General features: G+C 64.8%; 19 protein-coding genes and 2 tRNA genes. 10 read left to right on the plus strand and 11 right to left on the minus strand.

All coding sequences use genetic code 11. From position 1 onward, the window contains the following. Positions 1-24 precede the first annotated feature (24 nt). The 6 genes from clpP to NCCP691_RS07755 all read left to right on the plus strand — a co-directional run bounded on the left by clpP (position 25) and on the right by NCCP691_RS07755 (position 7142). Complete coding sequence (gene clpP / locus NCCP691_RS07730) at positions 25-651, plus strand: ATP-dependent Clp endopeptidase proteolytic subunit ClpP (RefSeq protein WP_274387226.1); 627 nt, start codon at positions 25-27, stop codon at positions 649-651. A 160-nt stretch (positions 652-811) separates the two neighbouring features. After that, entirely contained in the window at positions 812-2080 is a 1269-nt protein-coding gene (gene clpX, locus NCCP691_RS07735) for an ATP-dependent Clp protease ATP-binding subunit ClpX (protein ID WP_220807691.1), read from the plus strand. Between the two features lie 307 nt (positions 2081-2387). Further along, complete coding sequence (gene lon / locus NCCP691_RS07740; RefSeq protein WP_373870335.1) at positions 2388-4724, plus strand: endopeptidase La; 2337 nt, start codon at positions 2388-2390, stop codon at positions 4722-4724. A gap of 173 nt (positions 4725-4897) precedes the next feature. Further along, positions 4898-4973, plus strand: a tRNA-Val gene (locus tag NCCP691_RS07745). 28 nt (positions 4974-5001) lie between these two features. Next, positions 5002-5078, plus strand: a tRNA-Asp gene (locus NCCP691_RS07750). Positions 5079-5222: 144 nt separating this feature from the next. Further along, on the plus strand, positions 5223-7142 hold the full coding sequence (locus NCCP691_RS07755) for a SurA N-terminal domain-containing protein (RefSeq protein WP_220807693.1): 1920 nt from the start codon (positions 5223-5225) through the stop codon (positions 7140-7142). Positions 7143-7184: 42 nt separating this feature from the next. On the opposite strand, the gene NCCP691_RS07760 is transcribed toward NCCP691_RS07755, so the two are convergent. Next, positions 7185-7841, minus strand: a complete 657-nt coding sequence (locus NCCP691_RS07760; RefSeq protein ID WP_274387227.1) for an arylesterase — start codon at positions 7839-7841, stop codon at positions 7185-7187. Between NCCP691_RS07760 and NCCP691_RS07765 the strand changes: the two genes are divergently transcribed. Continuing rightward, on the plus strand, positions 7840-8541 hold the full coding sequence (locus NCCP691_RS07765) for an ABC transporter ATP-binding protein (RefSeq protein ID WP_220807694.1): 702 nt from the start codon (positions 7840-7842) through the stop codon (positions 8539-8541). The two genes, NCCP691_RS07760 and NCCP691_RS07765, sit on opposite strands and share 2 nt — an antisense overlap. Here NCCP691_RS07765 and NCCP691_RS07770 read toward each other — a convergent pair. The 4 genes from NCCP691_RS07770 to NCCP691_RS07785 form a co-directional block, all read right to left on the minus strand. Next, a complete protein-coding gene (locus NCCP691_RS07770; protein ID WP_220807695.1) occupies positions 8492-10024 on the minus strand; it encodes an NAD(P)H-hydrate dehydratase in 1533 nt (510 codons plus the stop codon). The two genes, NCCP691_RS07765 and NCCP691_RS07770, sit on opposite strands and share 50 nt — an antisense overlap. Before the next feature lie 59 nt (positions 10025-10083). Continuing rightward, a complete protein-coding gene (locus tag NCCP691_RS07775; RefSeq protein WP_220807696.1) occupies positions 10084-11193 on the minus strand; it encodes an NAD(P)/FAD-dependent oxidoreductase in 1110 nt (369 codons plus the stop codon). Next, positions 11186-12436, minus strand: a complete 1251-nt coding sequence (locus NCCP691_RS07780; RefSeq protein ID WP_220807697.1) for a D-amino acid dehydrogenase — start codon at positions 12434-12436, stop codon at positions 11186-11188. Before NCCP691_RS07780 ends, NCCP691_RS07775 begins: the two co-directional genes overlap by 8 nt. A 213-nt stretch (positions 12437-12649) precedes the next feature. Continuing rightward, entirely contained in the window at positions 12650-13963 is a 1314-nt protein-coding gene (locus NCCP691_RS07785) for an amidase (protein ID WP_220807698.1), read from the minus strand. Between the two features lie 205 nt (positions 13964-14168). Here NCCP691_RS07785 and purL point away from each other — a divergent pair, with 205 nt between their 5' ends. Further along, complete coding sequence (gene purL, locus NCCP691_RS07790) at positions 14169-18188, plus strand: phosphoribosylformylglycinamidine synthase (RefSeq protein WP_220807699.1); 4020 nt, start codon at positions 14169-14171, stop codon at positions 18186-18188. A gap of 310 nt (positions 18189-18498) precedes the next feature. Here the strand turns inward: purL and NCCP691_RS07795 are convergent, their stop codons facing one another. From NCCP691_RS07795 to NCCP691_RS07820, 6 genes are read right to left on the minus strand one after another with little or no spacing between them, the layout of a single operon-like run. After that, the gene (locus NCCP691_RS07795; RefSeq protein ID WP_220807700.1) at positions 18499-19275 is read right to left on the minus strand and encodes a peptidylprolyl isomerase; all 777 of its coding nucleotides are present in this window, start codon (positions 19273-19275) and stop codon (positions 18499-18501) included. 40 nt (positions 19276-19315) lie between these two features. Continuing rightward, positions 19316-19588, minus strand: a complete 273-nt coding sequence (locus tag NCCP691_RS07800) for a BolA family protein (protein ID WP_220807701.1) — start codon at positions 19586-19588, stop codon at positions 19316-19318. Then, positions 19585-20205, minus strand: coding sequence for a septation protein A (locus tag NCCP691_RS07805; protein ID WP_220807702.1), 621 nt, complete (start codon positions 20203-20205; stop codon positions 19585-19587). Before NCCP691_RS07805 ends, NCCP691_RS07800 begins: the two co-directional genes overlap by 4 nt. A 21-nt stretch (positions 20206-20226) precedes the next feature. Beyond that, complete coding sequence (msrB, locus tag NCCP691_RS07810) at positions 20227-20622, minus strand: peptide-methionine (R)-S-oxide reductase MsrB (protein WP_220807703.1); 396 nt, start codon at positions 20620-20622, stop codon at positions 20227-20229. Beyond that, the gene (locus tag NCCP691_RS07815) at positions 20619-22124 is read right to left on the minus strand and encodes a protein adenylyltransferase SelO (RefSeq protein ID WP_220807704.1); all 1506 of its coding nucleotides are present in this window, start codon (positions 22122-22124) and stop codon (positions 20619-20621) included. Before NCCP691_RS07815 ends, msrB begins: the two co-directional genes overlap by 4 nt. After that, positions 22121-22873 carry a Crp/Fnr family transcriptional regulator gene (locus NCCP691_RS07820; protein ID WP_220807705.1) on the minus strand — a complete coding sequence of 251 codons (753 nt, stop codon included), beginning with the start codon at positions 22871-22873 and terminating at the stop codon, positions 22121-22123. The genes NCCP691_RS07815 and NCCP691_RS07820 overlap by 4 nt, the downstream gene beginning before the upstream one ends. A 115-nt stretch (positions 22874-22988) precedes the next feature. Here NCCP691_RS07820 and NCCP691_RS07825 point away from each other — a divergent pair, with 115 nt between their 5' ends. Together NCCP691_RS07825 and NCCP691_RS07830 are read left to right on the plus strand one after the other, a co-directional pair. Then, complete coding sequence (locus NCCP691_RS07825; RefSeq protein WP_238482354.1) at positions 22989-23765, plus strand: class II aldolase/adducin family protein; 777 nt, start codon at positions 22989-22991, stop codon at positions 23763-23765. Positions 23766-23790: 25 nt separating this feature from the next. Next, complete coding sequence (locus NCCP691_RS07830; protein ID WP_220807706.1) at positions 23791-24378, plus strand: HD domain-containing protein; 588 nt, start codon at positions 23791-23793, stop codon at positions 24376-24378. The last annotated feature ends 62 nt before the right edge of the window (positions 24379-24440 follow it).

A 24440-nucleotide genomic window follows, 5' to 3' on the forward strand; every position in this document is an offset into this window, starting at 1 on the left:
GTGCACTCTCCAAAAGGAAAGCACATGTCAGGCAACATGAAGAACTCCGCACTCGACACTGAAATGCTCGGTCTGGTGCCGATGGTGATTGAACAGAGCGGCCGCGGCGAGCGCGCGTACGATATCTATTCGCGCCTGCTGAAAGAGCGGGTGGTCTTCCTGGTCGGGCCGGTCAACGACCAGATGGCCAACCTGGTCGTCGCCCAGCTGCTGTTCCTGGAGAGTGAAAATCCGGACAAGGACATCTCCCTCTACATCAACTCCCCTGGCGGATCCGTCTCGGCCGGCATGGCGATCTTCGACACCATGCAGTTCATCAAGCCGGACGTGTCGACGCTGTGCACCGGACTGGCCGCCTCGATGGGCGCCTTCCTGCTCGCGGCGGGTGCCAAGGGCAAGCGTTACTCCCTGCCGAATTCGCGTATCATGATTCACCAGCCTCTGGGCGGCGCCCAGGGCCAGGCATCCGATATCGAAATCCAGGCGCGCGAGATCCTGTATCTGCGCGACCGGCTGAACAACATTCTGGCTGAAAAAACCGGCCGGACCGTGGAACAAATCAGCAAGGATACGGACAGAGATAACTTCATGTCTGCTGCGGAAGCGGCCGAGTATGGATTGATTGACAAGGTGCTGAGTTCTCGCGCCTGAGGCGGCTGTCCTCGCGAAAAACGCCCGGACCGCATGCCGTCCGGGCGTTTTGTTTTATGGCGACGGAAGAGTTTCCGTTCCTCAGAATTCTTGAGGAGCGTCGTGACGAATCCGGATTTCGCAGGTAATATCAGATCACTCTTCACCCAAACCAAGCTCTATGTCTGACAAAAAATCCTCCAGCGGCGAAAAATTGCTTTACTGCTCATTCTGCGGTAAGAGCCAGCACGAGGTAAAGAAACTGATCGCAGGTCCCTCGGTCTTCATTTGCGACGAGTGCATCGACCTGTGCAATGACATCATTCGCGACGAAGCCTCCAGCGTGGAGGCAGTCCCCGGCGCAAAGTCGGACCTGCCGACGCCGCAGGAGATTTTCGAACTGCTCGGCCAGTACGTGATCGGGCAGGAGACCGCCAAGCGCATCCTGTCGGTGGCGGTGTACAACCACTACAAACGCCTCAAGCATCTGGGCAAGAAGGATGACGTCGAGCTTGCGAAGAGCAACATCCTGCTGATCGGCCCGACCGGTTCGGGCAAGACCCTGCTCGCACAGACGCTCGCGCGGATGCTGAACGTGCCGTTCGTGATCGCCGATGCGACCACGCTCACCGAAGCCGGCTACGTCGGCGAGGATGTCGAGAACATCATTCAGAAGCTTCTGCAGAACTGCAACTACGAGGTGGAAAAGGCCCAGAAGGGCATCGTCTACATCGACGAGATCGACAAGATCTCCCGCAAGTCCGACAACCCGTCGATCACCCGCGACGTCTCGGGTGAAGGCGTGCAGCAGGCGTTGCTGAAGCTCATCGAGGGAACGATGGCATCGGTTCCTCCCCAGGGCGGACGCAAGCATCCGAACCAGGATTTCGTCCAGATCGACACCACCAACATCATGTTCATCTGCGGCGGTGCCTTCGACGGACTCGCCAAGATCATCTCCAACCGTTCCGAGAAGAGCGGGATCGGTTTCGCCGCCAGCGTCAAGAGCCAGGCCGAGCGGAACGCGAGCGAGATGCTGCTCGAGGTCGAGCCCGAGGATCTGATCAAGTTCGGCCTGATTCCCGAGCTGGTGGGACGTCTGCCGGTGGTCGCGACCCTGAGTGAACTAAACGAGGAAGCCCTGATCCAAATCTTGCTTGAACCCAAGAATGCGCTGATAAAACAGTATGCAAAACTGCTGCAGATGGAAGGCGCGGAGCTTGAGGTCAGGCCGGCAGCCATGCATGCGATTGCGCGAAAGGCACTTGAACGCAAGACCGGTGCGCGCGGACTGCGCTCCATCCTCGAACACGCGCTTCTCGAAGTGATGTTCGAGCTTCCCAGCCAGCAGAACGTTGCCAAGGTCGTGATCGACGAAAACACGATTGTCAACGGGGCGAAGCCGCTGCTGATCTATCACGAGCAACCCAAGGTTTCGGGGGCTAAATAAGGACCGATGCATTTGATGAAGTTTGATTCAAGCCCGTTTTTTCCTGGAAGCCACGCAATTTGAAGCACAGGAATCACTTCAGGCTTCTGAAAAAAGGCCACCCGAGGGCGACTTCGCGTGTGGCTTTTTTTATTGCGTTTTATGAAACACCTGTTTTTTCTTGCCGCCTGGACTTGAGATTCGCGCCGACGCGCCTACATCAATCCCAGGCTATTACATAAGGTTCGCCATGACGACTTCCACAACCGTTACTGAACACACCCAACTGCCGCTCTTGCCGTTGCGGGACGTTGTAGTCTTTCCGCATATGGTGATCCCGCTGTTCGTGGGCCGTCCCAAGTCGATCAAGGCGCTTGAGGCAGCCATGGAGCAGGGCAAGAGCATCATGCTCGCCGCGCAGAAGGCCGCCGCCAAGGATGAGCCGTCTGCCAACGACATCTACCAGATCGGTTGCGTCGCCAATATCCTCCAGATGCTCAAGCTGCCGGACGGGACCGTGAAAGTCCTGGTCGAAGGCGCCCAGCGTGCCCGCATCCACCGCATCCTCGAACTCGACACCCACTTTGCCGCCGACCTGACCCCGGTCGAATCCGAGCCGGGCGACGAGTCGGAAGTGGAGGCGATGCGCCGCGCGATCGTCCAGCAGTTCGACCAGTACGTCAAACTCAACAAGAAGATCCCGCCCGAGATTCTTACGTCGCTTGCGGGGATCGACGACGCGGGTCGCCTAGCCGACACCATAGCAGCGCATCTCCCGCTCAAGCTTGAGCAAAAACAGGTCATTCTCGAGATCTTCAACGTGGCCAAGCGCCATGAGCACCTGCTCGGCCAGCTCGAGGGCGAACTCGACATCCTGCAGGTCGAGAAGCGCATCCGCGGCCGCGTCAAGCGCCAGATGGAGAAGTCGCAGCGCGAGTACTACCTGAACGAGCAGGTCAAGGCCATCCAGAAGGAACTCGGCGAGGGCGAAGAGGGTGCCGATCTCGAAGAACTCGAGAAGAAGATCATCGCCGCCAAGATGCCGAAGGAAGCGCGCGAAAAGGCGCAGTCCGAGCTCAAGAAGCTCAAGCTGATGTCGCCGATGTCCGCCGAAGCCACCGTCGTGCGCAACTACATCGAGACCGTGATCGGTCTGCCGTGGCGGAAGAAGTCGAAGATCAACAATGACCTGGCCAACGCCGAGCAGGTGCTCGAAGGCGAGCACTACGGCCTGGAAAAGGTCAAGGAACGCATCCTCGAGTACCTCGCGGTGCAGCAGCGCGTGGAAAAGGTGAAGGCGCCTATCCTGTGCCTGGTTGGCCCTCCGGGCGTCGGCAAGACCTCGCTCGGCCAGTCCATTGCACGCGCGACGAACCGCAAATTCGTGCGCATGGCGCTGGGCGGCGTGCGGGATGAGGCCGAGATCCGCGGTCACCGTCGTACCTACATCGGTTCCATGCCGGGCAAGATCCTGCAGAGCCTGTCGAAGGTGGGCGTGCGCAATCCGCTGTTCCTGCTCGACGAGGTCGACAAGATGGGGCAGGACTTCCGCGGCGACCCGTCGTCGGCCCTGCTGGAGGTGCTGGATCCGGAGCAGAACCACACCTTCTCCGACCACTACATCGAAGTCGACTTCGACCTGTCGGACGTGATGTTCGTCGCCACCTCGAACTCGCTGAACATTCCGCCGGCGCTGCTCGACCGGATGGAAGTGATTCGCCTGTCCGGCTATACCGAGGACGAGAAGGCCAACATCGCCATGCGTTATCTGCTGCCGAAGCAGATCACCAACAATGGTCTGAAGGAAGACGAGATCTCGGTGCCGGAAGCGACGATCCGCGACATCATCCGCTACTACACCCGTGAGGCGGGCGTGCGCTCGCTGGAGCGCGAACTGTCGAAGATCTGCCGCAAGGTGGTCAAGATGCTGCTGCTGAAGAAGCAGGATCGCAAGATCGTGGTCACGTCCAAGAACCTGGACAAGTTCCTCGGCGTGCGCCGCTACGACTTCGGCGTGGCGGAAAAGGAAAACCAGATCGGTCAGGTCGTGGGCCTTGCATGGACCGAAGTCGGCGGCGATCTGCTGACGATCGAAGCGATGACCATGCCCGGCAAGGGCGATGTGATCCGCACAGGTACGCTCGGCGACGTGATGAAGGAATCGATCGAGGCAGCGCGCACGGTCGTGCGCAGCCGCGCCAAGCGGCTGGGCATCAAGAGCGAAGTGTTCTCGAAGACCGATATCCACATCCACGTGCCGGAAGGTGCGACGCCGAAGGACGGTCCGTCCGCCGGTATCGCCATGACCACCGCACTGGTGTCCGTGCTGACCGGCATCCCGGTCCGTGCCGACGTCGCGATGACCGGCGAGATCACGCTGCGCGGCGAAGTCCTGCCGATCGGCGGCCTGAAGGAAAAGCTGCTTGCGGCGCATCGCGGTGGCATCAAGACTGCGCTGATTCCCGAGCAGAACGTCAAGGATCTCGCTGACATTCCGGACAACGTGAAGAACAAGCTGGAGATCATCCCGGTGCGCTGGATCGAGAAGGTGCTGGAAGTCGCGCTGGAGCGTCAGCCGCAGCCGCTGACCGACGTCGAGGCCGCTACGGTGGAGTCGGCCGTGGCCCAGCCCAGCCAGGCTGACCCGGCACTCGTGAAGCACTGATTCACCATCCTGCGGGACGGCAAGAAAGCGCTCTTCGGAGCGCTTTCTTTTTTGCCGCTTTCAGTCGTGCAAGGATTCACGGTGATTGGGTAGTGCAACTTTCGTGGAGATCCTATATAATCTCGTTTTTCCCGCGTGGTGACAAACGCGGGGCGTGGCTGACTAAGTGCGAAGGGTGCTTAGCTCAGTTGGTAGAGCGGCGCCCTTACAAGGCGTAGGTCGGCGGTTCGACCCCGTCAGCACCCACCATCAGCCATGCGATGCGGTACCAGTTTCAGGAGTGGTAGTTCAGTCGGTTAGAATACCGGCCTGTCACGCCGGGGGTCGCGGGTTCGAGTCCCGTCCACTCCGCCAAGAAAACAGAGAAAGGCGAACGAAAGTTCGCCTTTTTTTGTATGTGGCTTCGGATTACACTGCGACCTTCGTTGCAGTCGTGCGCGAGGCGTACGCGAAGTCTGCCGCAGAACGCCTGCTTTGCAATTTGTCCGTGAACTGACCATGTTTGATTTCATTCGCACGCACCAGCGCCTGATGCAGTTTCTGCTGCTGCTGTTCATTTTCCCGTCGTTTGCTTTCTTCGGGCTGGAAGGCTACACCCGCTTCCGCGAGGGCGACAATGCGATCGCCAAGGTTGCCGGTAAAGCGATCACGCAGCAGGAATTCGAGATGGCCCAGCGGGAGCAGATGGAGCGCTTCCGCCAGACGTTCGGCCCGCAGTTCGATCCCAAGATGCTCGACACACCCGAGGCGCGCCAGAACATCCTCGACGGCCTGATCGCGCAGCGCGTGATCGCGGCCGAGGCCGCGGACAAAAAGCTCGCGGTGAGCGACCAGGCTCTGCAGCAGACCATACTTGCCACGCCCGGCCTGACCGGCGCCGACGGCAAGTTCGATCTCGAGCGCTACAAGTCGCTGCTGGCGGCACAGGGCATGACGCCCGCGATGTACGAGGCGCGGCTGCGTCAGGACCTGGCGCTGCAGCAGATCAGTGCGGCGGTGCAGGGCAGCGCGTTCGCGCCCAATACGACCGCGGCCCGCCTGTCCGATCTGAACGACCAGGAGCGGGAAGTCCAGGAACTGCTGTTCAAGACCTCGGACTACGCCTCCCAGGTCAAGGTCACCGACGACATGCTCAAGGCCTACTATGAAAAGAACGGCAGCCAGTTCGAGGTGCCTGAACAGGTGAAGGCCGAGTACCTCGTGCTCAACAGCGATGCCGTCGCCTCCCAGATCAGCGTCAGCGAAGCGGACATCAAGTCCTACTATGACCAGAATGCACAGCGCTACACCGAGGAAGAGCAGCGCCGCGCCAGCCACATCCTGATCAAGACGGGCGAGGGCGTGGACAAGGCCGCGGCGAAGCAGAAGGCCGAGCAGCTGCTCGCGCAGGTGCGCAAGACGCCGGGCGACTTCGCCAGGCTCGCGAAGGAAAACTCTCAGGATCCGGGTTCCGCGGAGCGTGGCGGCGATCTCGATTTCTTCGGCAAGGGGATGATGGTCAAGCCCTTCGAGGATGCGGTGTTCCAGCTCAAGAAGGGCGAGATCAGCAACGTGGTGGAATCGGATTTCGGCTTCCACATCATCCAGCTCACCGAGGTCAAGCCCGCGCAGGCCAAGAGCTTCGACCAGGTCAAGGGCGAGATCGCCGCGGAGATCAAGAAGCAGCTCGCGCAGAAGAAGTACGCGGAGATGGCCGAGCAGTTCAGCGACCTGGTGTATGAGCAGGCCGACAGCCTGAAGCCGGCGGCGGACAAGCTGAACCTGAAAATCCAGACCGCCGAGGGCCTGAGCCGCGCGCCGAAGGCGGACCCCGCGCAGAACGCGCCGGTCAACCATCCGAAGTTCCTTGCCGCGCTGTTCTCGGATGAAGCGATCAAGAACAAGCGCAATACCGAAGCGGTGGAAGTTGCGCCGAATACCCTGATCGCGGGCCGCGTCGTGGATTACAAGCCTGTCACCCGCCGTCCGCTGGACGAGGTCAAGGACATCGTGCGCGAACGCGTGACGCAGGAAGAGGCGCTCGCACTGGCACGCAAGGCCGGCGAGGCCAGGCTGGCTGACGTCCGGAGCAGTGGCGAGGTCAAGGGCTTCTCCGAGCCGAAGACCGTGTCCCGCGTGAAGACGCCGACCATCGAGGCGCAGGCGCTGTCGGCCGTGATGAAAGCCGACGCATCCAAGCTGCCGGCCTTCGTCGGCGTCGAACTCGGCGGCCGCGGCTACGGCGTCTACCGCATCAACAAGGTCTCGCAGCCGGCGCAACCCGACGCCGCGCGTCGCCAGAACGAGCAGCAGCAGATCGCGGGTGCGCTCGCGCAGCAGGAGGTCGAGGCCTACCTCGACGCCCTGAAGAAGAAGCACAAGGTCGAGATCCTGAAACCGTTCACCGCCTCTGCCGAGGCGCAGACCGAACAGAAGTAGGCTGAGGCATTCAGACAAGCCGCTCCCGAAGGAGCGGCTTTTTTATTTCGGGGCCCGCAGCATGCCTTTGAGCACCGGCCAGATATTGTCGAGGATGACCGGCTGGGCTTGCGCGGTGGGGTGGATACGGTCGGCCTGGAAAAGGTCGACCCGGTCGGCGACGCCCTCGAGAAGAAAGGGCACCAGCGCGGCCCTGGTTTCCTGCGCGAGCTTGCGGTACATCCCGAAGAACTGCTGGGTGTACTCCCGGCCGTAGTTGGGAGGGATCTGCATGCCGGCCAGCAGGACCCTTGCATTCGCCTGCTGCGACGCCGTGATCATAGCGCGCAGATTGGCCTCGGCGCTCTTCACCGGCAGGCCACGCAGGCCGTCGTTGCCGCCGAGTTCGATGATGACCAGGTCCGGACGATGCTTGTCGAGCAGGGCGGGCAGCCGTGCCCGGCCGCCGCTGGTGGTTTCGCCGCTGATGCTGGCGTTGACCACGGTGACCGGCAGGTTTTCTTCCTTGATCCGCTTCTCCAGCAGGCTGACCCAGCCGCTGCCGCGCACCAGGCCGTATTCCGCGGACAGACTGTCGCCCAGCACCAGCAGGGTTTTTGATGCAGAATAGGCAAACGACGAAACGAAGACGAGCGACAACGCCGCCATCCATCGCAGCCAGCGCGCTGCCCAACCTGATTTTCCATTCTGAGATTGCATGCAAGAGCCTTCCTCGATTCCAGCGATTGAAGTGAGCCGATTGAGCAAGCGGGTAGCCGATGCTTCCGGCGAGTTGACGATCTTGAATGAGGTCGATTTTACCGTTGCACGCGGAGAGACGCTGGCGATCGTCGGCGCCTCCGGCTCGGGCAAGTCGACGCTGCTCGGACTGCTGGCCGGACTCGATACGCCTTCGGAGGGAAGCGTGAAGCTCGACGGCGTCGATATCTACGGACTGGATGAGGATGGACGGGCCGGGTTGCGGCAGGCCAAGCTCGGCTTCGTGTTCCAGTCGTTTCAGCTGCTGTCGCACCTGACCGCGCTGGAAAACGTGATGCTGCCGCTGGAGTTGCGTCGCGAAGCTTCGCCGCGGGAAAAGGCCGAGGAAATGCTGGGCCGGGTCGGCCTTTCGAGCCGCCTGCGCCACTATCCGAAATATCTGTCCGGTGGCGAGCAGCAGCGGGTTGCGCTCGCGCGCGCCTTCGTGACCCAGCCGCCGCTGCTGTTCGCCGACGAGCCGACCGGCAGCCTCGACGCCGCGACCGGCGAAGCCGTGATCAAGCTGATGTTCGAACTGAACCAGGAGCGGGGCTCGACCCTGGTGCTGGTGACGCACGATCCCTCCATCGCCGCGCGCTGCGGGCGCACCATCACGATCGCCGCCGGCCGTCTCCTGCGTACTCCCGAATCAGCCGGTTGATCGCCCGCCGGATCGCCGGGGCCAGTTCGCCGGCGGTAAGTCCCACCGGGCCGACTCCCTCCGCAACCAGTTCGTCGGCGGCCGTGCCGTGCACCCATGTTGCGGCGAGCGCGGCCTGCATCGATGTCAGCCCCTGCGCAAGCAGCGCACCCGCGAGGCCGGCAAGCACGTCGCCGGTGCCGCCGGTGGCGAGTGCCGGATTGCCCGTCGGGTTGATCGCCGCCTCGCCGTCGGGCGACGCGATCACGCTGCCCGATCCCTTCAGGATGACCACCGCATTGCACTCGCCCGCGAGACGGCGCGCGGCGGCGATGCGATCTCCCTGCACGGCGGCAGTATCGGTGCCGAGCAGGCGAGCGGCTTCGAGCGGGTGGGGCGTGAGCAGGGCCTCGCCCTGCCGTTCGCGCAGCACTGCACGAAGCTGCGGGTCCGTGGCGATGAGATTCAGGGCGTCGGCATCGAGCACGGCGGGCATGGTCGAACGCAGCACCCGCCGCAGCGATTCGGCGGCGGCCACCGAGGTGCCGAGGCCGGGGCCGATCACCGCCACGCCAGACGAAAAATCCATCTCCTCGGCGCGCCTGCACATCAGTTCGGGTTGCCGGTCGTCGTAGGCGGGCGGCGCATCGAGAAACCCGGCGAACACCCGTCCTGCTCCCGCATGCAGGGCGGCGCGACCGGCGAGCATGAGCGCACCGCCCATTCCCCGGGCGCCGCCAACGAGGCGTACGTCGCCATGACTGCCCTTGTGGGAGTAATGCGGACGCGGACGCAGCGCCTCCGCAAACAGCGGCGGTTGGTTCAGGACGAGCCTGACGGGGAAGAACCGTTCCTTCGGAATACCGAGCGCGTCGACGGTGACTTCGCCGGCATGGTCGCGGCCGTATCCGGTATGGAGGCCGGGCTTGTCGCCGATGAAGGTCAGGGTATGGGTTGCGCGGACGGCGATACCGGAGCCGCCGGCCGGCATGCCGGTGTCCGCATCCAGTCCGCTCGGAATGTCGACGGCCAGGACCGGGCATGCCAGGGCGTTGAGCGCGTCGATCAGCGCCGGGTAGTCGCCGGCGAGGCCGCGTGCGAGCCCGATGCCGAACAGGCCGTCGATCGCCAGGTCCCAGGTGCCGTTCCGGATGCGGTCAGGATCGGCGGCGATAAAGGGGAGTCCTGCCGCCGCTGCCAGGTCGAACGCCCGCTGCGCGTCCTCGGGACGTCTTGCGTGCTCGGGGCAAAGCATGACCCCGGGCCGGGCGCCTGCCTGCATCAGCAGCGTGGCCGCCTGCAATGCGTCGCCGCCATTGTTGCCGGGACCGGCCAGTACGAGTACGGAGGCGCCGGGCGCGCGGGCACCGAGCAGTTCGAGCGAGCGCCGCGCGACCGCGGCGGCGGCCCGGCTCATCAGTGTGCCGGGCGGCAGCGCGGACAGCGCCGCCTGCTCGATGCGGCGCAATTCGGCGGTCAGATAGAGCGCGTGGGGAGAGGACATGGCAATTCGGCGTAGCGGATTCGACAAGATTGTATGTCAAGCCCACGCCGGCCGGCGCGCTATGGCGTCAGCCGTTTCACCACATGATCCGCGATGGCGAGCGACGCGGTCAGCCCCGGCGACTCCATGCCGTACAGGCCGAGATAGCCCGGGTGCGCGTGCGAGGCGAACAGGAAGTCCGCCGCCGGTTCGGCGGGCGACGAGATCTTGGGCCGCACGCCCGAGTAAGCCGGTTGCAGGGCGCCGTCCGGCAGCGCCGGCCAGTAGCGCCGGATCTCGCTGTAGAAGGCCTGCGCGCGCTGCGGGTCGACCTGGTAGTCGATGGCATCGGGATCCGTATCCAGCCACTCCACGTCCGGTCCGAAGCGCGCCTGTCCGCCAAGGTCGAGCGTGAGATGCACGCCCAGTCCGCCCGCTTCCGGCACCGGATAGATCAGGTGCGAGAAGGGCGCTTTCGCCGCCAGCGAATAGTAGTTGCCCTTGGCGAGGTAGCCACGGGGCACCGTGCCGTCGTCGAGCCCGGTAATCGCGGCGGCAAGCCGCGGCGCCCATAGCCCGGCGCAGTTGATCACCGTCCTGACGAGAACTTCGGCGTCGCCATCGTCGGTTCGCATGCGCAGGACGATGCCTTCAGGGGTCGTCTCGCCACCGGTGATGAGGGTGGCGAAGGCAAACTGCGCACCGGCGTTTTCCGCATCGCCCTGCAGCGCGGTCATGTAGGCATGGCTGTCGATGATGCCGGTATTGGGCGACCAGAGGGCGGACGTGCAGGCGAGCGCCGGTTCGCGTGCGCGGGCTTCGTCGGCGCTGAGCAGCGAGACTTCATGGCAGCCGTTTGCCTGCGCCTGCGCGTGGATGGCGGCGAGGCTGGGCTGCTGCTGCGCCAACGTCGCCACCACCAGCTTGCCGCAGCGCCGGTGGGGGATCGCACGGTCTTGCAGGTAGCGATAGAGAGCATCCCGTCCGCTCACGCACAGGCTCGCCTTGAGACTGTGCGTCGGATAGTAGAGCCCCGCATGGATGACTTCACTGTTGCGCGAACTGGTTTCCATGCCGATGGCCGCATTGCGCTCGACCACGAACACTTCGCGCCCGGACAGGGCAAGCGCGCGGGCGACGGCGAGACCGACCACGCCGGCGCCGATAACGATGCAGTCGATGCTATCCATAACGTGACATGGTGAGGCCGTCCATGTCGATATCGGTCGCCTGGCCGGAAACGATGTCCGCCACCAGCTTGCCCGCTCCCGCGGCCATGGACCAGCCGAGTTCGCCATGGGCGATGTTGAGGTAAACGTCCCGTACCGGCGTCGGCCCGATCAGCGGCACCGAGTCCGGCAACATGAGGCGCGTCCCGCTCCAGAAGGTCGCCTGCGAATAGCCGGCGGCATTCGGAAACCAGTCGCCTGCCGCGCGCAACAGGGTGCGCAGCGCGCGTTCCTTCAGGGCGGGGCTCGGGCCGGTGAGTTCGGTCACGCCCGATATGCGCACGCGGCTGCCGAGGCGGGCGATTTCGATGCCGTATGCCTCGTCCGATACCGCCGACCGCGGCGCATACTCGAAATCGCGGATGAGCGCGGTCGCGGCGTACTGCCGTGCCGGATAGAGCGGCAGCCGGATGCCGAGCGGCTGCAGCAGGCGGTCGCTGTCGGCGCCGGCCGCCACCACCACCGCATCCACCGGCACGCGCTCGCCATCGAGCGTCAGTGCGAGGCCGCGGGATTCCTGTTCGATGCGTTGGACCTGAGTCCCGAACCTGAAACGCACGCCGATGTCGGCGGCCGCATGCTTCATGCGGCGCGCGAACAGCGGACAGTTGCCGGCCTCGTCCTGGGGGAAATGCAGCGCGCCGGCGAGCGGCGTGTCGCTGGCGAGCGCGGGTTCTATCGCACGCGCGGCGTCGGCATCGAGCACCTGGTGCGGGATGCCGTTTTCGGCGAGCAGGGAGATGCCCGCTTCCGCCAGTTTCATGTCCTTGTCGGTGCGGAACAGTTGCAGCACGCCCTGCGTCTGCTCATAGTCGAACTGGTAATACTCGCGCAGGCGCCGCACCAGGTCCTGGCTGTAGAGGCCGAGCCGCTGCAGGCGGCTGCGGTTGATGCGGTAGCGGTCGAGTTCGCACTCCGCGACCCAGCGCCGCGCCCAGCGCCACAGCGGGCGGTTCAGACCGGGCTTGAGCAGGACGCCGGTTTCCGGCTGAAACAGGTTGGACAATATCCTGCGCGGCATGCCGGGCGCCGCCGACGGACTTGCGTACGCCGGCGCCACCAGTCCGGAGCTGGCGAAGCTCGATTCCTGCGCAACATTCTGGTGCCGCTCGATGAGCACGACATCGTGGCCCGCATCGGCAAGAAAGAACGCGGTACAGACGCCGGAGATGCCGCCGCCTATCACTGCTACCTGTTTTGTCACTTCGTCTACCTGTGATTGCTGTCCGGGAGTGGCGGCATGGATGCCGGTTGTCGCGGGAGGGAATGCCGGGCGCCGCGCCGGCGAGGCGCGACGGGCGCAGAGTAGACCGGCTGCCGCGCGGCCGGTTCTGCGCCGACATTTTATTCGTTCCCCGCGGGATTGCGGAGGAAGAAAAACAGCTTATCGGGAAGCGTTGCGCAGCTGTCTTTCCATTCACGCAAGCACCGCGGCGACGGCGCGCGCCACCGCCAGCACCCGCGCGTCGGACATCGCAGGGCCGGCGACCGACAGGCCGACGGGAAGCGTTCCGGCGGCGTGGCAGGGCAGCGAAATCGCGCAGCCATCGAGCAGGTTGATGGTCGAGGTGTTCCTGAGCAGCAGGCCGTTGACGCGGAAGAATTCCTGTTCCGAGGTTTCCAGTTCCGCGATCGGGGGCGCCACGATGGGGACGGTCGGCATCAGCATCGCATCGAACGGGGCCAGTTCGGCCTCCATGCGCGCGATCCATTCGCGCCGCCGGCGATGCAGGTCGATGTAGTCCGCCGCGCTCATGGTCTCGCCGGTACGGATGCGTCTGGCCACGCGGAAGTCGTACTCGGCTTCCCGCTGCGCGAGCAGGCCGCGATGCCAGGAAAAGGATTCCGCGCCCGAGAACTTGTTGAGATCGGCCGCCTCCGCCAGCGGCGCGAACGGCGCTTCGACGATGCGCGCGCCCGCGGCCGACAGCCTGGTCAGCGCGGTCGAAAACGAAGCCGCCACATGCGGATCGAGGGCATCCAGCGCCAGCGTGCGCGGCAGCGCGAGCCGCAGGCCGGCCAGCGGCAGCGCCGGCACGGCAAGCGGTTCGTCTGCGATGATCGCGTCCAGCAGGAGGCAATCCTCGACCGAGCGCGTCATCGCGCAGATCGTATCGAGCGTCGTCGACAGCGGAATGGCGCCGGCGAGCGGCACCCGGCGCGCGGTCGGCTTGAAGCCCACGATGCCGCAGAGTGCGGCCGGAATGCGGATGGAGCCGCCGGTATCGGAACCGATGCCCGCCACGCAGCTGCCATTTGCCACCGACACCGCGGCGCCAGAGGATGAGCCGCCCGGGATCCGCGCGACTTCGCGGTCGGCCGGGTTGCGCGGCGTGCCGTAGTGCGGATTGAGCCCGACGCCCGAGAACGCGAACTCGGTCATGTTGGTCTTGCCGAGAATCGCCGCGCCGGCCGCGCGCAGGCGGCTGACTACCGGCGCATCCGACCGGGCCGGCGGTGCATCCGCGAGCACCACCGAGCCGGCAAGCGTCGTCTCGCCGCCGACGTCGAGCAGATCCTTGATCGACACCGGCAGTCCTGCCAGCGGCGTCAGCGTCACGCCGGCCGCACGCATCGCGTCGGCATGCGTGGCCGATGCGCGCGCTGCGTCCGGATAGAGGCGGGTGAAGACGGAAGCCGATGCGGCAGCGGCTTCCAGGCAGGTATCGAGCAGCGCACGCCTCGGCACGTCTGCGAGGTCGGCGATGTTTCTGGCGTTGAGAGGATTCATGGAGGGATCGTGATGAATTGCTCAGGACGGTTATCGGTGCACGGGCACTGCACGGGAACAATAGCATAGGCATGCGGCACAGGCGCCGGCGCGGGGAGGGCGGGCGATGGCGAGCGTCAGGCTCGCGGTATAATCGCGGTTTCCCGATCCAACCCGCAGGGCCGGCCGGTTGTGCATGGCCGTCTGCATCAAGACTCTTGCCGACATGTTGATTCTGCCGGGCTCCAACGCCCTGTCCGCCTTCCGCACCCAGCGCCTTTTGACACAATTGCAAGCAGTGGAGCCCGCCGTCACCGGCATCAGCGGCCGCTATCTGCATTTCATCGACGCCAGCGGCGAGCTCGGGCGCGATGACGTGGCCCGGCTGGATGCGATGCTGACCTATGGCGAACCCTTTGGCGGCAATGAAGGCGGCGAGCAGTTCGTCGTCATTCCGCGCTTCGGCACCATCTCCCCGTGGGCGAGCAAGGCCACCGACATCGCCCGCAACTGCGGCATGGCGCAGATCCACCGCATCGAGCGCGGCGTGTCCTACCGCGTGCAGCTCAAGACCGGCCTGCTGGGCGGCGCGAAGAAACTCACGGATGAGTCCGCCGCCGCCATCGCGGCCCTGCTGCACGACAGGATGACCGAGACCGTCCTGCGCGACCCGCAGCAGGCGTCGGGGCTGTTCCGCGAACTGCAGGCCCAGCCGCTGGCATTCGTCGACGTGCTCGCCGGCGGGCGCTCGGCGCTGGAACGCGCCAACGCCGAACTCGGCCTCGCGCTGTCGGACGACGAGATCGATTACCTGCTCAAGGCCTTCAGCGATGCCGGGCGCAACCCGACCGACGTCGAGCTGATGATGTTCGCCCAGGCCAACAGCGAACACTGCCGCCACAAGATTTTCAACGCCGAATGGACGGTCGACGGCGAAAAGCAGGACAAGTCGCTGTTCGCGATGATCAAGAACACCCACCAGCTCAACCCCAAGGGCACGGTGGTCGCGTACAAGGACAACGCCTCGGTGATCGAGGGCGCCACGGTCAGCCGCTTCTATCCGCGCGGCGCGGCCGCGGGCAATGTCTATGAAGCGTCCGAAGAGCTGACCCACATCCTGATGAAGGTCGAGACGCACAACCATCCGACCGCGATTTCGCCTTTCCCCGGGGCGTCCACCGGCGCCGGCGGCGAAATCCGCGACGAGGGCGCGACCGGGCGCGGCGCCAGGCCCAAGGCAGGCCTCACCGGCTTCACCGTGTCCAACCTGATGATCACCCACGCGGTGCAGCCCTGGGAAAACGCGCGCGACGCCGCCCAGCCGACCGCCGAGCGCGACCCGCATGCGCAGGGCGGCATCTACGGCAAGCCGGAGCGCATCGCATCGCCGCTGCAGATCATGATCGACGGTCCGATCGGCGGCGCCGCGTTCAACAATGAATTCGGCCGTCCGAATCTCGGCGGCTATTTCCGAACCTATGAGCAAAACGTCGGCGGCACGGTCAGGGGCTACCACAAGCCGATCATGATCGCCGGCGGCCTGGGCAACATCTCTGCCGACCACACGAGCAAGCACGACCTGCCGGTGGGCAGCCTGCTGATCCAGCTCGGCGGTCCGGGCATGCGCATCGGCATGGGCGGCGGTGCGGCCTCCTCGATGGCGACCGGCACCAACACCGCCGATCTCGACTTCGATTCCGTCCAGCGCGGCAATCCCGAGATGGAGCGGCGCGCGCAGGAAGTCATCAACGCATGCTGGGCGATGGGCGGGGAGAATCCCATCCTCTCGATCCATGACGTCGGTGCCGGCGGCCTGTCGAACGCCTTCCCCGAAATCACCAATGACGCCGGTCGCGGCGCGATATTCGACCTGCGCAAGGTGCCGCTGGAGGAAAGCGGCATGGCGCCGAAGGAAATCTGGAGCAACGAGTCGCAGGAGCGCTATGTGCTCGCGATCGCGCCCGAGAGCCTGCCGCTGTTCCAGTATCTTTGCGAACGCGAGCGCTGCCCGTTCGCTGTCGTCGGCACCGCCACCGAGGAACGCCAGCTGAAGGTGATCGATCCCGAGCACGGCAACAGCCCGGTCGACATGCCCATGGACGTCCTTCTCGGCAAGCCGCCGAAGATGCACCGCGACGTGCAGCGCGTGAAGAATGCATTCCCCGCGGTGGACCTGACCGGCATGGAGCTGGCCGAGGTCGCGCAGCGCGTGCTGCGCCTGCCGACCGTGGCCGACAAGTCCTTCCTGATCACCATCGGCGACCGTACCGTCGGCGCCACCACGGTGCGCGACCAGATGGTCGGCCCCTGGCAGGTGCCGGTGGCGGACTGCGCGGTCACCGCCATGAGCTTCGAGGGCTACCGGGGCGAGGCGATGGCAATGGGCGAGCGGACGCCGCTGGCGGTGATCGACGCGCCGGCTTCCGGCCGCATGGCGGTGGGCGAGGCGATCACCAATATCGCCGCCGCGCCGATCACCGACATCGGCGACATCAAGCTGTCGGCGAACTGGATGGCGGCCTGCGGCCAGCCGGGCCAGGACGCGGCGCTGTTCGACACCGTCAGGGCGGTCGGCATGGAACTCTGCCCGGCGCTCGGCGTGAGCATCCCGGTCGGCAAGGATTCGCTGTCGATGCGCACCACCTGGAAGGATGCGGAGGGCAGCAAGGAAGTGACCTCGCCGGTGTCCCTGATCGTGTCCGCCTTCGCCCCGGTGCAGGACGTGCGCCTGTCGCTCACGCCGCAGCTGCGCAAGGATGCCGGCGACACCGCGCTGATCCTCATCGACCTCGGCCGCGGCAAGAACCGGATGGGCGCGTCGGCGCTGACCCAGGTCATGCAGCAGATCGGCAATGAAGTGCCGGACGTGGACAGCGCCGAAGACCTGAAGGCCTTCTTTAGCGCGATCCAGCAGCTCAATATCGAGCGCAAGCTGCTCGCCTATCACGACCGCTCCGATGGCGGCCTGTTCGCCACCCTGTGCGAAATGTCATTCGCCGGCCGCGCCGGCATCTCGGTCAACCTCGACATCCTGACGATGGAAGGCGAGCACGCGTCGGACTGGGGCGATTCCAAGAACTGGGCAAGCCAGGTCGCCGAGCGCCGCAACGAGATGACGCTGCGCGCCCTGTTCAGCGAAGAACTCGGCGCGGTGATCCAGGTGCGCGCCGAGCACAAGTCGGACGTGATGACGGTGCTGCGTTCCTACAACCTCGGCGCCTGCAGCCACATCATCGGCAAGCTCAACGATCGCGACGCCATCGAGTTTACGCGCGACGCCAAGGTCATCTACAGCCAGCCGCGCGCCGAGCTTCAGCGCCTGTGGAGCGAAACCAGCTGGCGCATCGCGCGACTGCGCGACAATCCTGCCTGCGCGGATGCCGAGTACGACCGCATCCTCGATACGGCCGATCCCGGCCTGTCGCCGAAGCTCAGCTTCGATCCGCAGGTCGACATCGCCGCTCCCTTCATCGCCACCGGCGTGCGTCCGCGCGTCGCGATCCTGCGCGAGCAGGGTGTGAACTCGCATGTCGAGACCGCCTATGTCATGCATCGCGCCGGCTTCACCGCGGTCGACGTGCACATGAGCGACCTGATCGCCGGCCGCGCGCGGCTCGACGACTTCAAGGGTTTCATCGCAGTCGGCGGGTTCTCCTATGGCGACGTGCTCGGCGCGGGCGAGGGCTGGGCCAAGACCATCCTCTTCAACGCCCGGCTGGCGGAGCAGTTCGCCGGCTTCTTCAATCGCGGCGATACCTTCGCGCTCGGCATCTGCAACGGCTGCCAGATGATGAGCAATCTGAAGTCCATCATCCCCGGCGCTCATGCCTGGCCCAAGTTCACCCGCAACAAGTCCGAGCAGTTCGAAGCGCGCTTCGCGATGGTGGAAGTGGCCGACTCGCCGTCCATCTTCTTCCAGGGCATGGCCGGCACCCAGAGTCCGATTGCGGTCGCCCACGGCGAAGGCTTTGCGGACTTTTCGCAGACCGGCGACATCCGGGAAGCGATGGTGGCGATGCGCTGGATCGACAACCGCGGCCAGGCGACCGAGACCTATCCGTACAACCCGAACGGCTCGCCGCAGGGCATTACCTCGGTCACCACGCCCGACGGCCGCTTCACGGTGCTGATGCCGCATGCGGAGCGCGTGTTCCGTACGGTGCAGCATTCCTGGCATCCGGACGGCTGGGGCGAGTTCTCGCCCTGGATGCGCATGTTCCGCAATGCCCGCAAGTGGGTGGGATAAGGATAGGGTTGCGGCCGGGGTAGGGCCGGCCTCCGTGCCGGCCTGGCGGTGGTGGTACAAGCGGCGCTGCGTTCGGCTGCGGCTGCGTTAACCGTTCTCCGGACCGCCGTCGTTTGGGCCGGCAGGGACGCGGCCCTGCCGGCTTGAGTGGGATGGTCTCCGTGCCGGGTCTACCGGCTCGGCCCGAGTAGGGCCGGCGTCCCTGCCGGCCCGGCGCCGTTTGTCCGGAGAAAACAGACTCACGTTGCAAGCCGCGCGAAAAAAAAGGCGCTTCGAATGAAGCGCCTCTCTCGCAATGCCCGGTCCGGGATTACTGGATCTTGGCCTTCTTGCGCAGGTCTTCCTGATAGGCCTGCAGCTTCTTCTGCTGCAGCGAGTCCGCGATCTGCGGCTTGACTTCTTCCAGGCTGGGCAGCTTGGCAGCGCGCACATCGTCCAGACGGATCACGTGGAAGCCGTACTGGGTCTTGACCGGGTTCTCGGTGAACTGGCCCTTCTGCAGCGCGACCATGGCGTCGGAGAACGGCTTGACGAAGGATGCCGGGGAAGCCCAGTCGAGGTCGCCGCCGTTGGCCGCGGAACCCGGATCCTTGGACTGCTTGGCGAGCTCTTCGAACTTGGCGCCGCCCTTGAGCTTGGCGATGATCGCCTTGGCGTCTTCTTCCTTCTCGACCAGGATGTGGCGCGCATGGTATTCCTTGTCGCCGGCCTGGGCCTTGAACTTGTCGTACTCGGCCTGGATCTCGCTGTCCTTGACCGGGTTCTTCTTCAGGTAGTCCTGCACCAGCGCGCGGATGGCGATCGACTGGCGGGCGATTTCAACCTGATTCTTGACTTCGGCCGAATTGCTCAGACCCAGCTTGTCGGCTTCCTGGATCAGGATTTCACGGTTGATCAGCTCCTGCTTGACCATGTCGCGCAACTGCGGGGAATCGGGCTGACCCTGTGCCGTCAGCTGCTTGATCATCACATCCGCGCGGGAAGAGGGGACAGGCTTGCCGTTGACGACGGCGAGGTTCTGGGCCATGGAAGGCAGCGCGACGGCAGCGACAAGCAGCATCACCAGGCGAGCGGGTTTCAAAGTCATTGTCTGTTCCTACAGAGGTTGGGTTATCAAACCGGCGCCGTCACTCCACTTCGGACGGCGCAAGGGCGATGATGTTGAGCGCGTGAATCTCGCTGGTCATCATGTCGCGCAGCGAATCATACACCAGTCGATGCCGCGCTATCCGGTTCAGGCCTGCGAAACGGTCGGAAACAATGCGTAACCGGAAGTGACCGGCGCCGGAAGCCGCACCGGCGTGGCCGGCATGAAGATGGGATTCGTCTTCCAGCTCGCAGGCGAGCGGCGAGAAGCTGTCGGCCAGCCGTGCGCGGATCCTGTCGACGCGTGCGTTCATTGCTGGTCCTTCACATGCTTCGAGAGGAACAGGCTCTGGCCGACGATGAAGGCCAGCATCAGCGCGGTAAAGCCGAACAGCTTGAAGTTGACCCAGAAGGCGGTGGAAAAGCTGTAGGCGACGATCAGATTGATGGCGCCCATGGCGCCGAAGAAAGCGGCCCAGGACAGGTTGAGCCGCTGCCAGACCGGATCGGGCAGGGCAACCTGCTTCTCCATCATCATCCGGATCAGGTTCTTGCCCATGAAAGCCTGCGCCACCAGCAGTGCGGCGCCGAAGCACCAGTACAGCATGGTCGGCTTCCACTTGATGAAGGTTTCATTGTGGAAGTAGATGGTCGCGCCGCCGAAGATGGTGATGATCGCCAGCGAGACCCACAGCATGTTGTCGACCTTCTTGCGGCGCAGGATAAGCCAGCCGACCTGTGCAAAGGTGGCCAGGATCGCCACCGCGGTAGCCAGCATGATCGGCGCCTGGGCGAGCGTGCCGCCGCTGCCCGATACGAGGGCGGACAGATACTGCTGCACCAGGCCCTGGGCGGCGTCGGGATTGCCTTCGCCCCACTTGAAGACGGCGAAGAAGAGGATGACGGGGAAGAGATCAAACAGGAACTTCATCTGGCGGCATGCCCTCGTGTGTCAGGTAGGTTCGAACCGCAGCGCGGCGGAATTGATGCAGTAGCGCAGTCCGGTCGGCGGCGGGCCATCGGGGAAAACATGGCCCAGGTGCGCGTCGCAGACCTTGCACAGGATTTCGGTGCGTATCATGCCATGACTCCGGTCTATGCGTTCGGCAACCTTGTCCGGATCCAGCGGCCGGAAGTAGCTCGGCCAGCCGCAGCCCGAGTCGAACTTGGCATCCGATTCGAACAGCGGCGTGTCGCAGCAGACGCAGGTATAGATGCCATGCTCGTGGTGATCCCAGTAACGCCCGGTGAATGCGCGTTCGGTCGCGGCCTGGCGGGTCACCTGGTATGCCAGCGGGTCGAGCTGGGCGCGCCATTCGGCGTCGGTCTTGGTCACTTTTTCGGTCATGATGAGCAGCTCACTTCAAGATCGTTGGCCCAGTCGGGCGGCAGGTCGGCGTAGCGCTCGTTTTCCGGCTGCTCGTCGAACGGCCGCTCGAGCACGGAAAGCAGTTGCGCCACTTCTGAAAAATCCCCGGTCTGCGCCTTCTCGATCGCCTGCTGGGCGAGGTAGTTGCGCAGCACGTACTTCGGGTTGACCGCGTCCATCGCGGTGCGCCGTGCCGCGTCGTCGGAATTCTCCCGGCGCAGCCGCTCCCGATACTGTACCGCCCACGCGTCGAAGCCGGCACGGTCGATGAACATGTCGCGCAGCGGCGCGTCGGCCGCCGGGTCCTCCACCTTCAAGCCACCGAGGCGGCGGAAGAAAGCGGTGAAGTCCGGGTGGTTGGCCTGCAGCAGCGTGTACAGGGCATCGATCAGCCCCGCGTCAGCCTCTTCCCGCGTCCGCAGGCCCAGCTTAGCGCGCATCAGCGCTTCGAACTTCGCACTGTACACCGCGCCGTAGGCATCGAGCGCCACCTGCGCGTCGTCCACTTCGCCTATCAGCGGCAGCAGGGCCTGGCCGAGCGCGAAGCAGTTCCACTGCCCGATCTTCGGCTGCATATGATAAGCGTAGCGGCCGGCATGGTCGCTGTGATTGCAGATGTGGCGGGCGTCGAAGGCCTCCATGAAGCCGAACGGGCCATAGTCGATGGTCAGTCCGAGTATCGACATATTGTCCGTGTTCATCACGCCGTGCATGAAACCCACCGACTGCCATTGCGCCATCAGTTCCGCGGTACGGCGGGTGACTTCGCGCAGCAGCGCCTGGTAGCGGTTGGACTCGCCCGCGAGTTCGGGATAGAAGCGGTCGATCACGTAGTCGGCCAGGATTTTCAGCTCCTGCCCGCGGTCGTTGTAGAACCAGTGTTCGAAGGAGCCGAAGCGCACCCAGCTCGGCGCCATGCGGGTGCAGATCGCCGCGGTTTCGATGGTTTCGCGCCGCACCGGCATGTCCGAACCGGTTACGCACAGCGCGCGCGAGGTCGGGATGCCGAGCGCGGCCATCGCTTCCGAGCACAGAAATTCCCGGATCGACGAGCGCAGCACCGCGCGGCCGTCGCCCATGCGGGAATAAGGGGTGAGGCCGGCACCCTTGAGCTGCAGCTCGAGCCGGCCGGCCGGCGCGGCGTCCCGCGCCGGAACGTCGCCGAGGAGGATCGCGCGGCCGTCGCCGAGCTGGCCCGCCCAGACGCCGAACTGGTGGCCCGAATACACCGCCGACAACGGCTGCGAGCCGGGCAGGATGCGGTTGCCGGAGAATGCCTCCACCGCTTCCGTGCGCGCGAGATCGGCGGGATCAAGCCCGATCAGCGCGGCCGCCCCCGGACTGGCGCCGACCAGGTAGGGCGCCGGCACCGGCGTCGGCTGGAGCCGGGTAAAGAATTCCGACGGCAGGCCCGCGAAAGAGTTTTCGAAGGCGAGGCTGTCGGCGCCGGCCAGGGGCGGCGTACGTTCCGGGGCATTCATGAGGCTTCCTTTTCTGGCGGCAAGAGCGTGCCGCGTTCGGGGTAGGCGATCGCGCCGAGGTCGGCCGCGCGCCGAATGGAGATACGGCCATATTTGGTCTGTATCAATCCGTTTTGTTCCCACTGCTGCAGGAGCCTGGAAATGCTCTGGCGCGACTTGCCCAGCAATTGGCCGAGTTCTTCCTGGGTCAGCGGTACGTCCCGTCCGTGCCTGTCGGTGGCCGCGTTCATTGCCGACGGCTTGAGATGCGCGAGTTCGAGCAGCCGTCGGGCCAGCCGCTGTCCGAGCGGCGCGGTGGCCGCTTCCTCGACCATGTCGAAGGTGGCGCGCAGGCGAAGGCTGAGCATGCGCGCGAAACGTTCGGAGACCGCCGGATGCGTCCGCAGCAGGCGGCGGAAATCCGTCCTCGCATGAAACAGCAGGGTCGTCGGCCCCGACGCGTGCGCGTCGTGCGTACGCGGAAGGCCGTCGAACAGCGAGATTTCGCCGAAGGCCGCGGGCGCGTCGAGTACCGCGATCACCGTCGACTGCCCCGCGGCCGTGGCCCGCGAAAAGCGTACCGCGCCGCGCGCGATCGTGTAGAAGCCGTCCGCATCGGCGCCGCGCGCGTGGATCAGACCGCCGTCTTCGACGGAACGCAGCACGCCGCATCCGGCGGCCTCGGCCACCACAGCATCGGGAAATCCGGACAGCCAGGAAGCGCGAAGCAGGGCGGACTTGTCGATCGCGTCGTTGATGCGGTTCTGCATGCGAATGTAAAGTAGTTGACAGTCAGGCAGGCGGCTCTGCGAAGATACTGCATGCGCGCGCCGCCATGCGCAGGCGCAGCGCGCGCCTATTTTGACAGAGATGAGGAGACACCATATGAACGCGCCCGAGAAGTTGAATTTTGCGTCGATGCAAGACCGGGTTTCTCCGGAAGAATGGCAGGCCCGTGTCGATCTTGCCGCCTGCTACCGTCTCGTCGCCGATTTCGGCTGGGACGACCTGATCTTCACCCATATCACCGCACGCGTGCCCGGCACCGAGGATCAATTCCTGATCAACCCGTATGGCCTGATGTTCGATGAAATCACCGCTTCCTCGCTGGTGAAGATCGACATCAACGGCAACAAGCTCGACGAGTCGCCGTATCCGGTCAATCCGGCCGGTTTCACCATCCATTCGGCGATCCACGCCCATCGCCACGACGCCCAGTGCGTGCTGCACATCCACAGCGTCAACGGTGTCGCGGTGTCGGCCCAGAAGGAAGGCCTGCTGCCGATTTCGCAGCAGTCGATTTTCGTGTGCTCCAGCCTTGCGTATCACGACTACGAGGGCGTGGCCCTGCGCGACGATGAAAAGCCGCGGTTGGTCGCCGACCTCGGCAACAAGAATTACCTGATGCTGCGCAACCACGGCCTGCTCACGCTGGGCAAGACCATCGCCGATGCCTTCGTCAACATGTATGTCTTCGAGGCGGCCTGCATGATCCAGGTGCGCGCCCAGGCGGGGGGAGGGGAACTGATCCGCATCCCGTCCACCATCCTCGACACCGCGCAGGCCCAGGCCAGGACGGTCACGAAGTCGGCCGGCGGCATGCTCGCCTGGCCCGGCCTGCTGCGCCGGCTGGACCGCAAGGATCCTTCCTACCGTACCTGATACCGAACCGGAGACACACAAGAACATGGATACACTCGACCATCCGCGCGCGAGCTTTCGCGACATGCAGGACAGCACCGCCGAGGACTGGCAGATCATCGGCGCCGAATTCAAGGCCTATGCGGCGAATCTGCCGGATCGCGTGCTGGCGCACCTGCGCCTGCTCGACGGCGACTGCGGGGGCTTCCCGGTCGACCGCCTGACCCACAGCCTGCAGACGGCCACCCGCGCCTGGCGGGACGGCAAGGACGAGGAATATGTGATCTGCGCGCTGCTGCACGACATCGGCGACACGCTCGGCAGCTTCAATCATCCCGACATCGCCGCCGCCATCCTCAAGCCTTTCGTGAGCGCGGAAAACCACCAGATGGTGGAGAAGCACGGCATCTTCCAGGGCTATTACTTCTTCCATCACCTCGGCATGAACCGCAACCTTCGGGACCAGTTCGCGGGGCAGGCGATCTACGACCGCACCCTGGAGTTTTGCGAGAAGTACGACGCGCCGGCCTTCGATCCGGATTACGACACGCTGCCGCTGTCCTTTTTCGAGCCGATGCTGCGACGCGTAATGGCAAGGCCGAAAAACACCATCTACAAGGCGGTATCCGAATAAAAAATTCCCGCAAACGGGATTGATGCGCCGCACAATCGAAAGTCGTTGACGCATTAGCACGG

Source organism: Noviherbaspirillum aridicola, assembly GCF_019656455.1.
Taxonomy (GTDB): domain Bacteria; phylum Pseudomonadota; class Gammaproteobacteria; order Burkholderiales; family Burkholderiaceae_D; genus Noviherbaspirillum; species Noviherbaspirillum aridicola.

Excerpts from the sequence above, each read along its gene's own strand:
- clpP (WP_274387226.1), top strand. The coding sequence starts at position 25 with ATGTCAGGCAACATGAAGAACTCCGCACTCGACACTGAAATGCTCGGT.
- clpX (WP_220807691.1), top strand. The coding sequence starts at position 812 with ATGTCTGACAAAAAATCCTCCAGCGGCGAAAAATTGCTTTACTGCTCA.
- lon (WP_373870335.1), top strand. The coding sequence starts at position 2,388 with ATGGTGATCCCGCTGTTCGTGGGCCGTCCCAAGTCGATCAAGGCGCTT.
- NCCP691_RS07755 (WP_220807693.1), top strand. The coding sequence starts at position 5,223 with ATGTTTGATTTCATTCGCACGCACCAGCGCCTGATGCAGTTTCTGCTG.
- NCCP691_RS07765 (WP_220807694.1), top strand. The coding sequence starts at position 7,840 with ATGCAAGAGCCTTCCTCGATTCCAGCGATTGAAGTGAGCCGATTGAGC.
- NCCP691_RS07760 (WP_274387227.1), bottom strand. The coding sequence starts at position 7,841 with ATGCAATCTCAGAATGGAAAATCAGGTTGGGCAGCGCGCTGGCTGCGA.
- NCCP691_RS07770 (WP_220807695.1), bottom strand. The coding sequence starts at position 10,024 with ATGTCCTCTCCCCACGCGCTCTATCTGACCGCCGAATTGCGCCGCATC.
- NCCP691_RS07775 (WP_220807696.1), bottom strand. The coding sequence starts at position 11,193 with ATGGATAGCATCGACTGCATCGTTATCGGCGCCGGCGTGGTCGGTCTC.
- NCCP691_RS07785 (WP_220807698.1), bottom strand. The coding sequence starts at position 13,963 with ATGAATCCTCTCAACGCCAGAAACATCGCCGACCTCGCAGACGTGCCG.
- purL (WP_220807699.1), top strand. The coding sequence starts at position 14,169 with ATGTTGATTCTGCCGGGCTCCAACGCCCTGTCCGCCTTCCGCACCCAG.
- NCCP691_RS07795 (WP_220807700.1), bottom strand. The coding sequence starts at position 19,275 with ATGACTTTGAAACCCGCTCGCCTGGTGATGCTGCTTGTCGCTGCCGTC.
- NCCP691_RS07800 (WP_220807701.1), bottom strand. The coding sequence starts at position 19,588 with ATGAACGCACGCGTCGACAGGATCCGCGCACGGCTGGCCGACAGCTTC.
- NCCP691_RS07805 (WP_220807702.1), bottom strand. The coding sequence starts at position 20,205 with ATGAAGTTCCTGTTTGATCTCTTCCCCGTCATCCTCTTCTTCGCCGTC.
- msrB (WP_220807703.1), bottom strand. The coding sequence starts at position 20,622 with ATGACCGAAAAAGTGACCAAGACCGACGCCGAATGGCGCGCCCAGCTC.
- NCCP691_RS07815 (WP_220807704.1), bottom strand. The coding sequence starts at position 22,124 with ATGAATGCCCCGGAACGTACGCCGCCCCTGGCCGGCGCCGACAGCCTC.
- NCCP691_RS07820 (WP_220807705.1), bottom strand. The coding sequence starts at position 22,873 with ATGCAGAACCGCATCAACGACGCGATCGACAAGTCCGCCCTGCTTCGC.
- NCCP691_RS07825 (WP_238482354.1), top strand. The coding sequence starts at position 22,989 with ATGAACGCGCCCGAGAAGTTGAATTTTGCGTCGATGCAAGACCGGGTT.
- NCCP691_RS07830 (WP_220807706.1), top strand. The coding sequence starts at position 23,791 with ATGGATACACTCGACCATCCGCGCGCGAGCTTTCGCGACATGCAGGAC.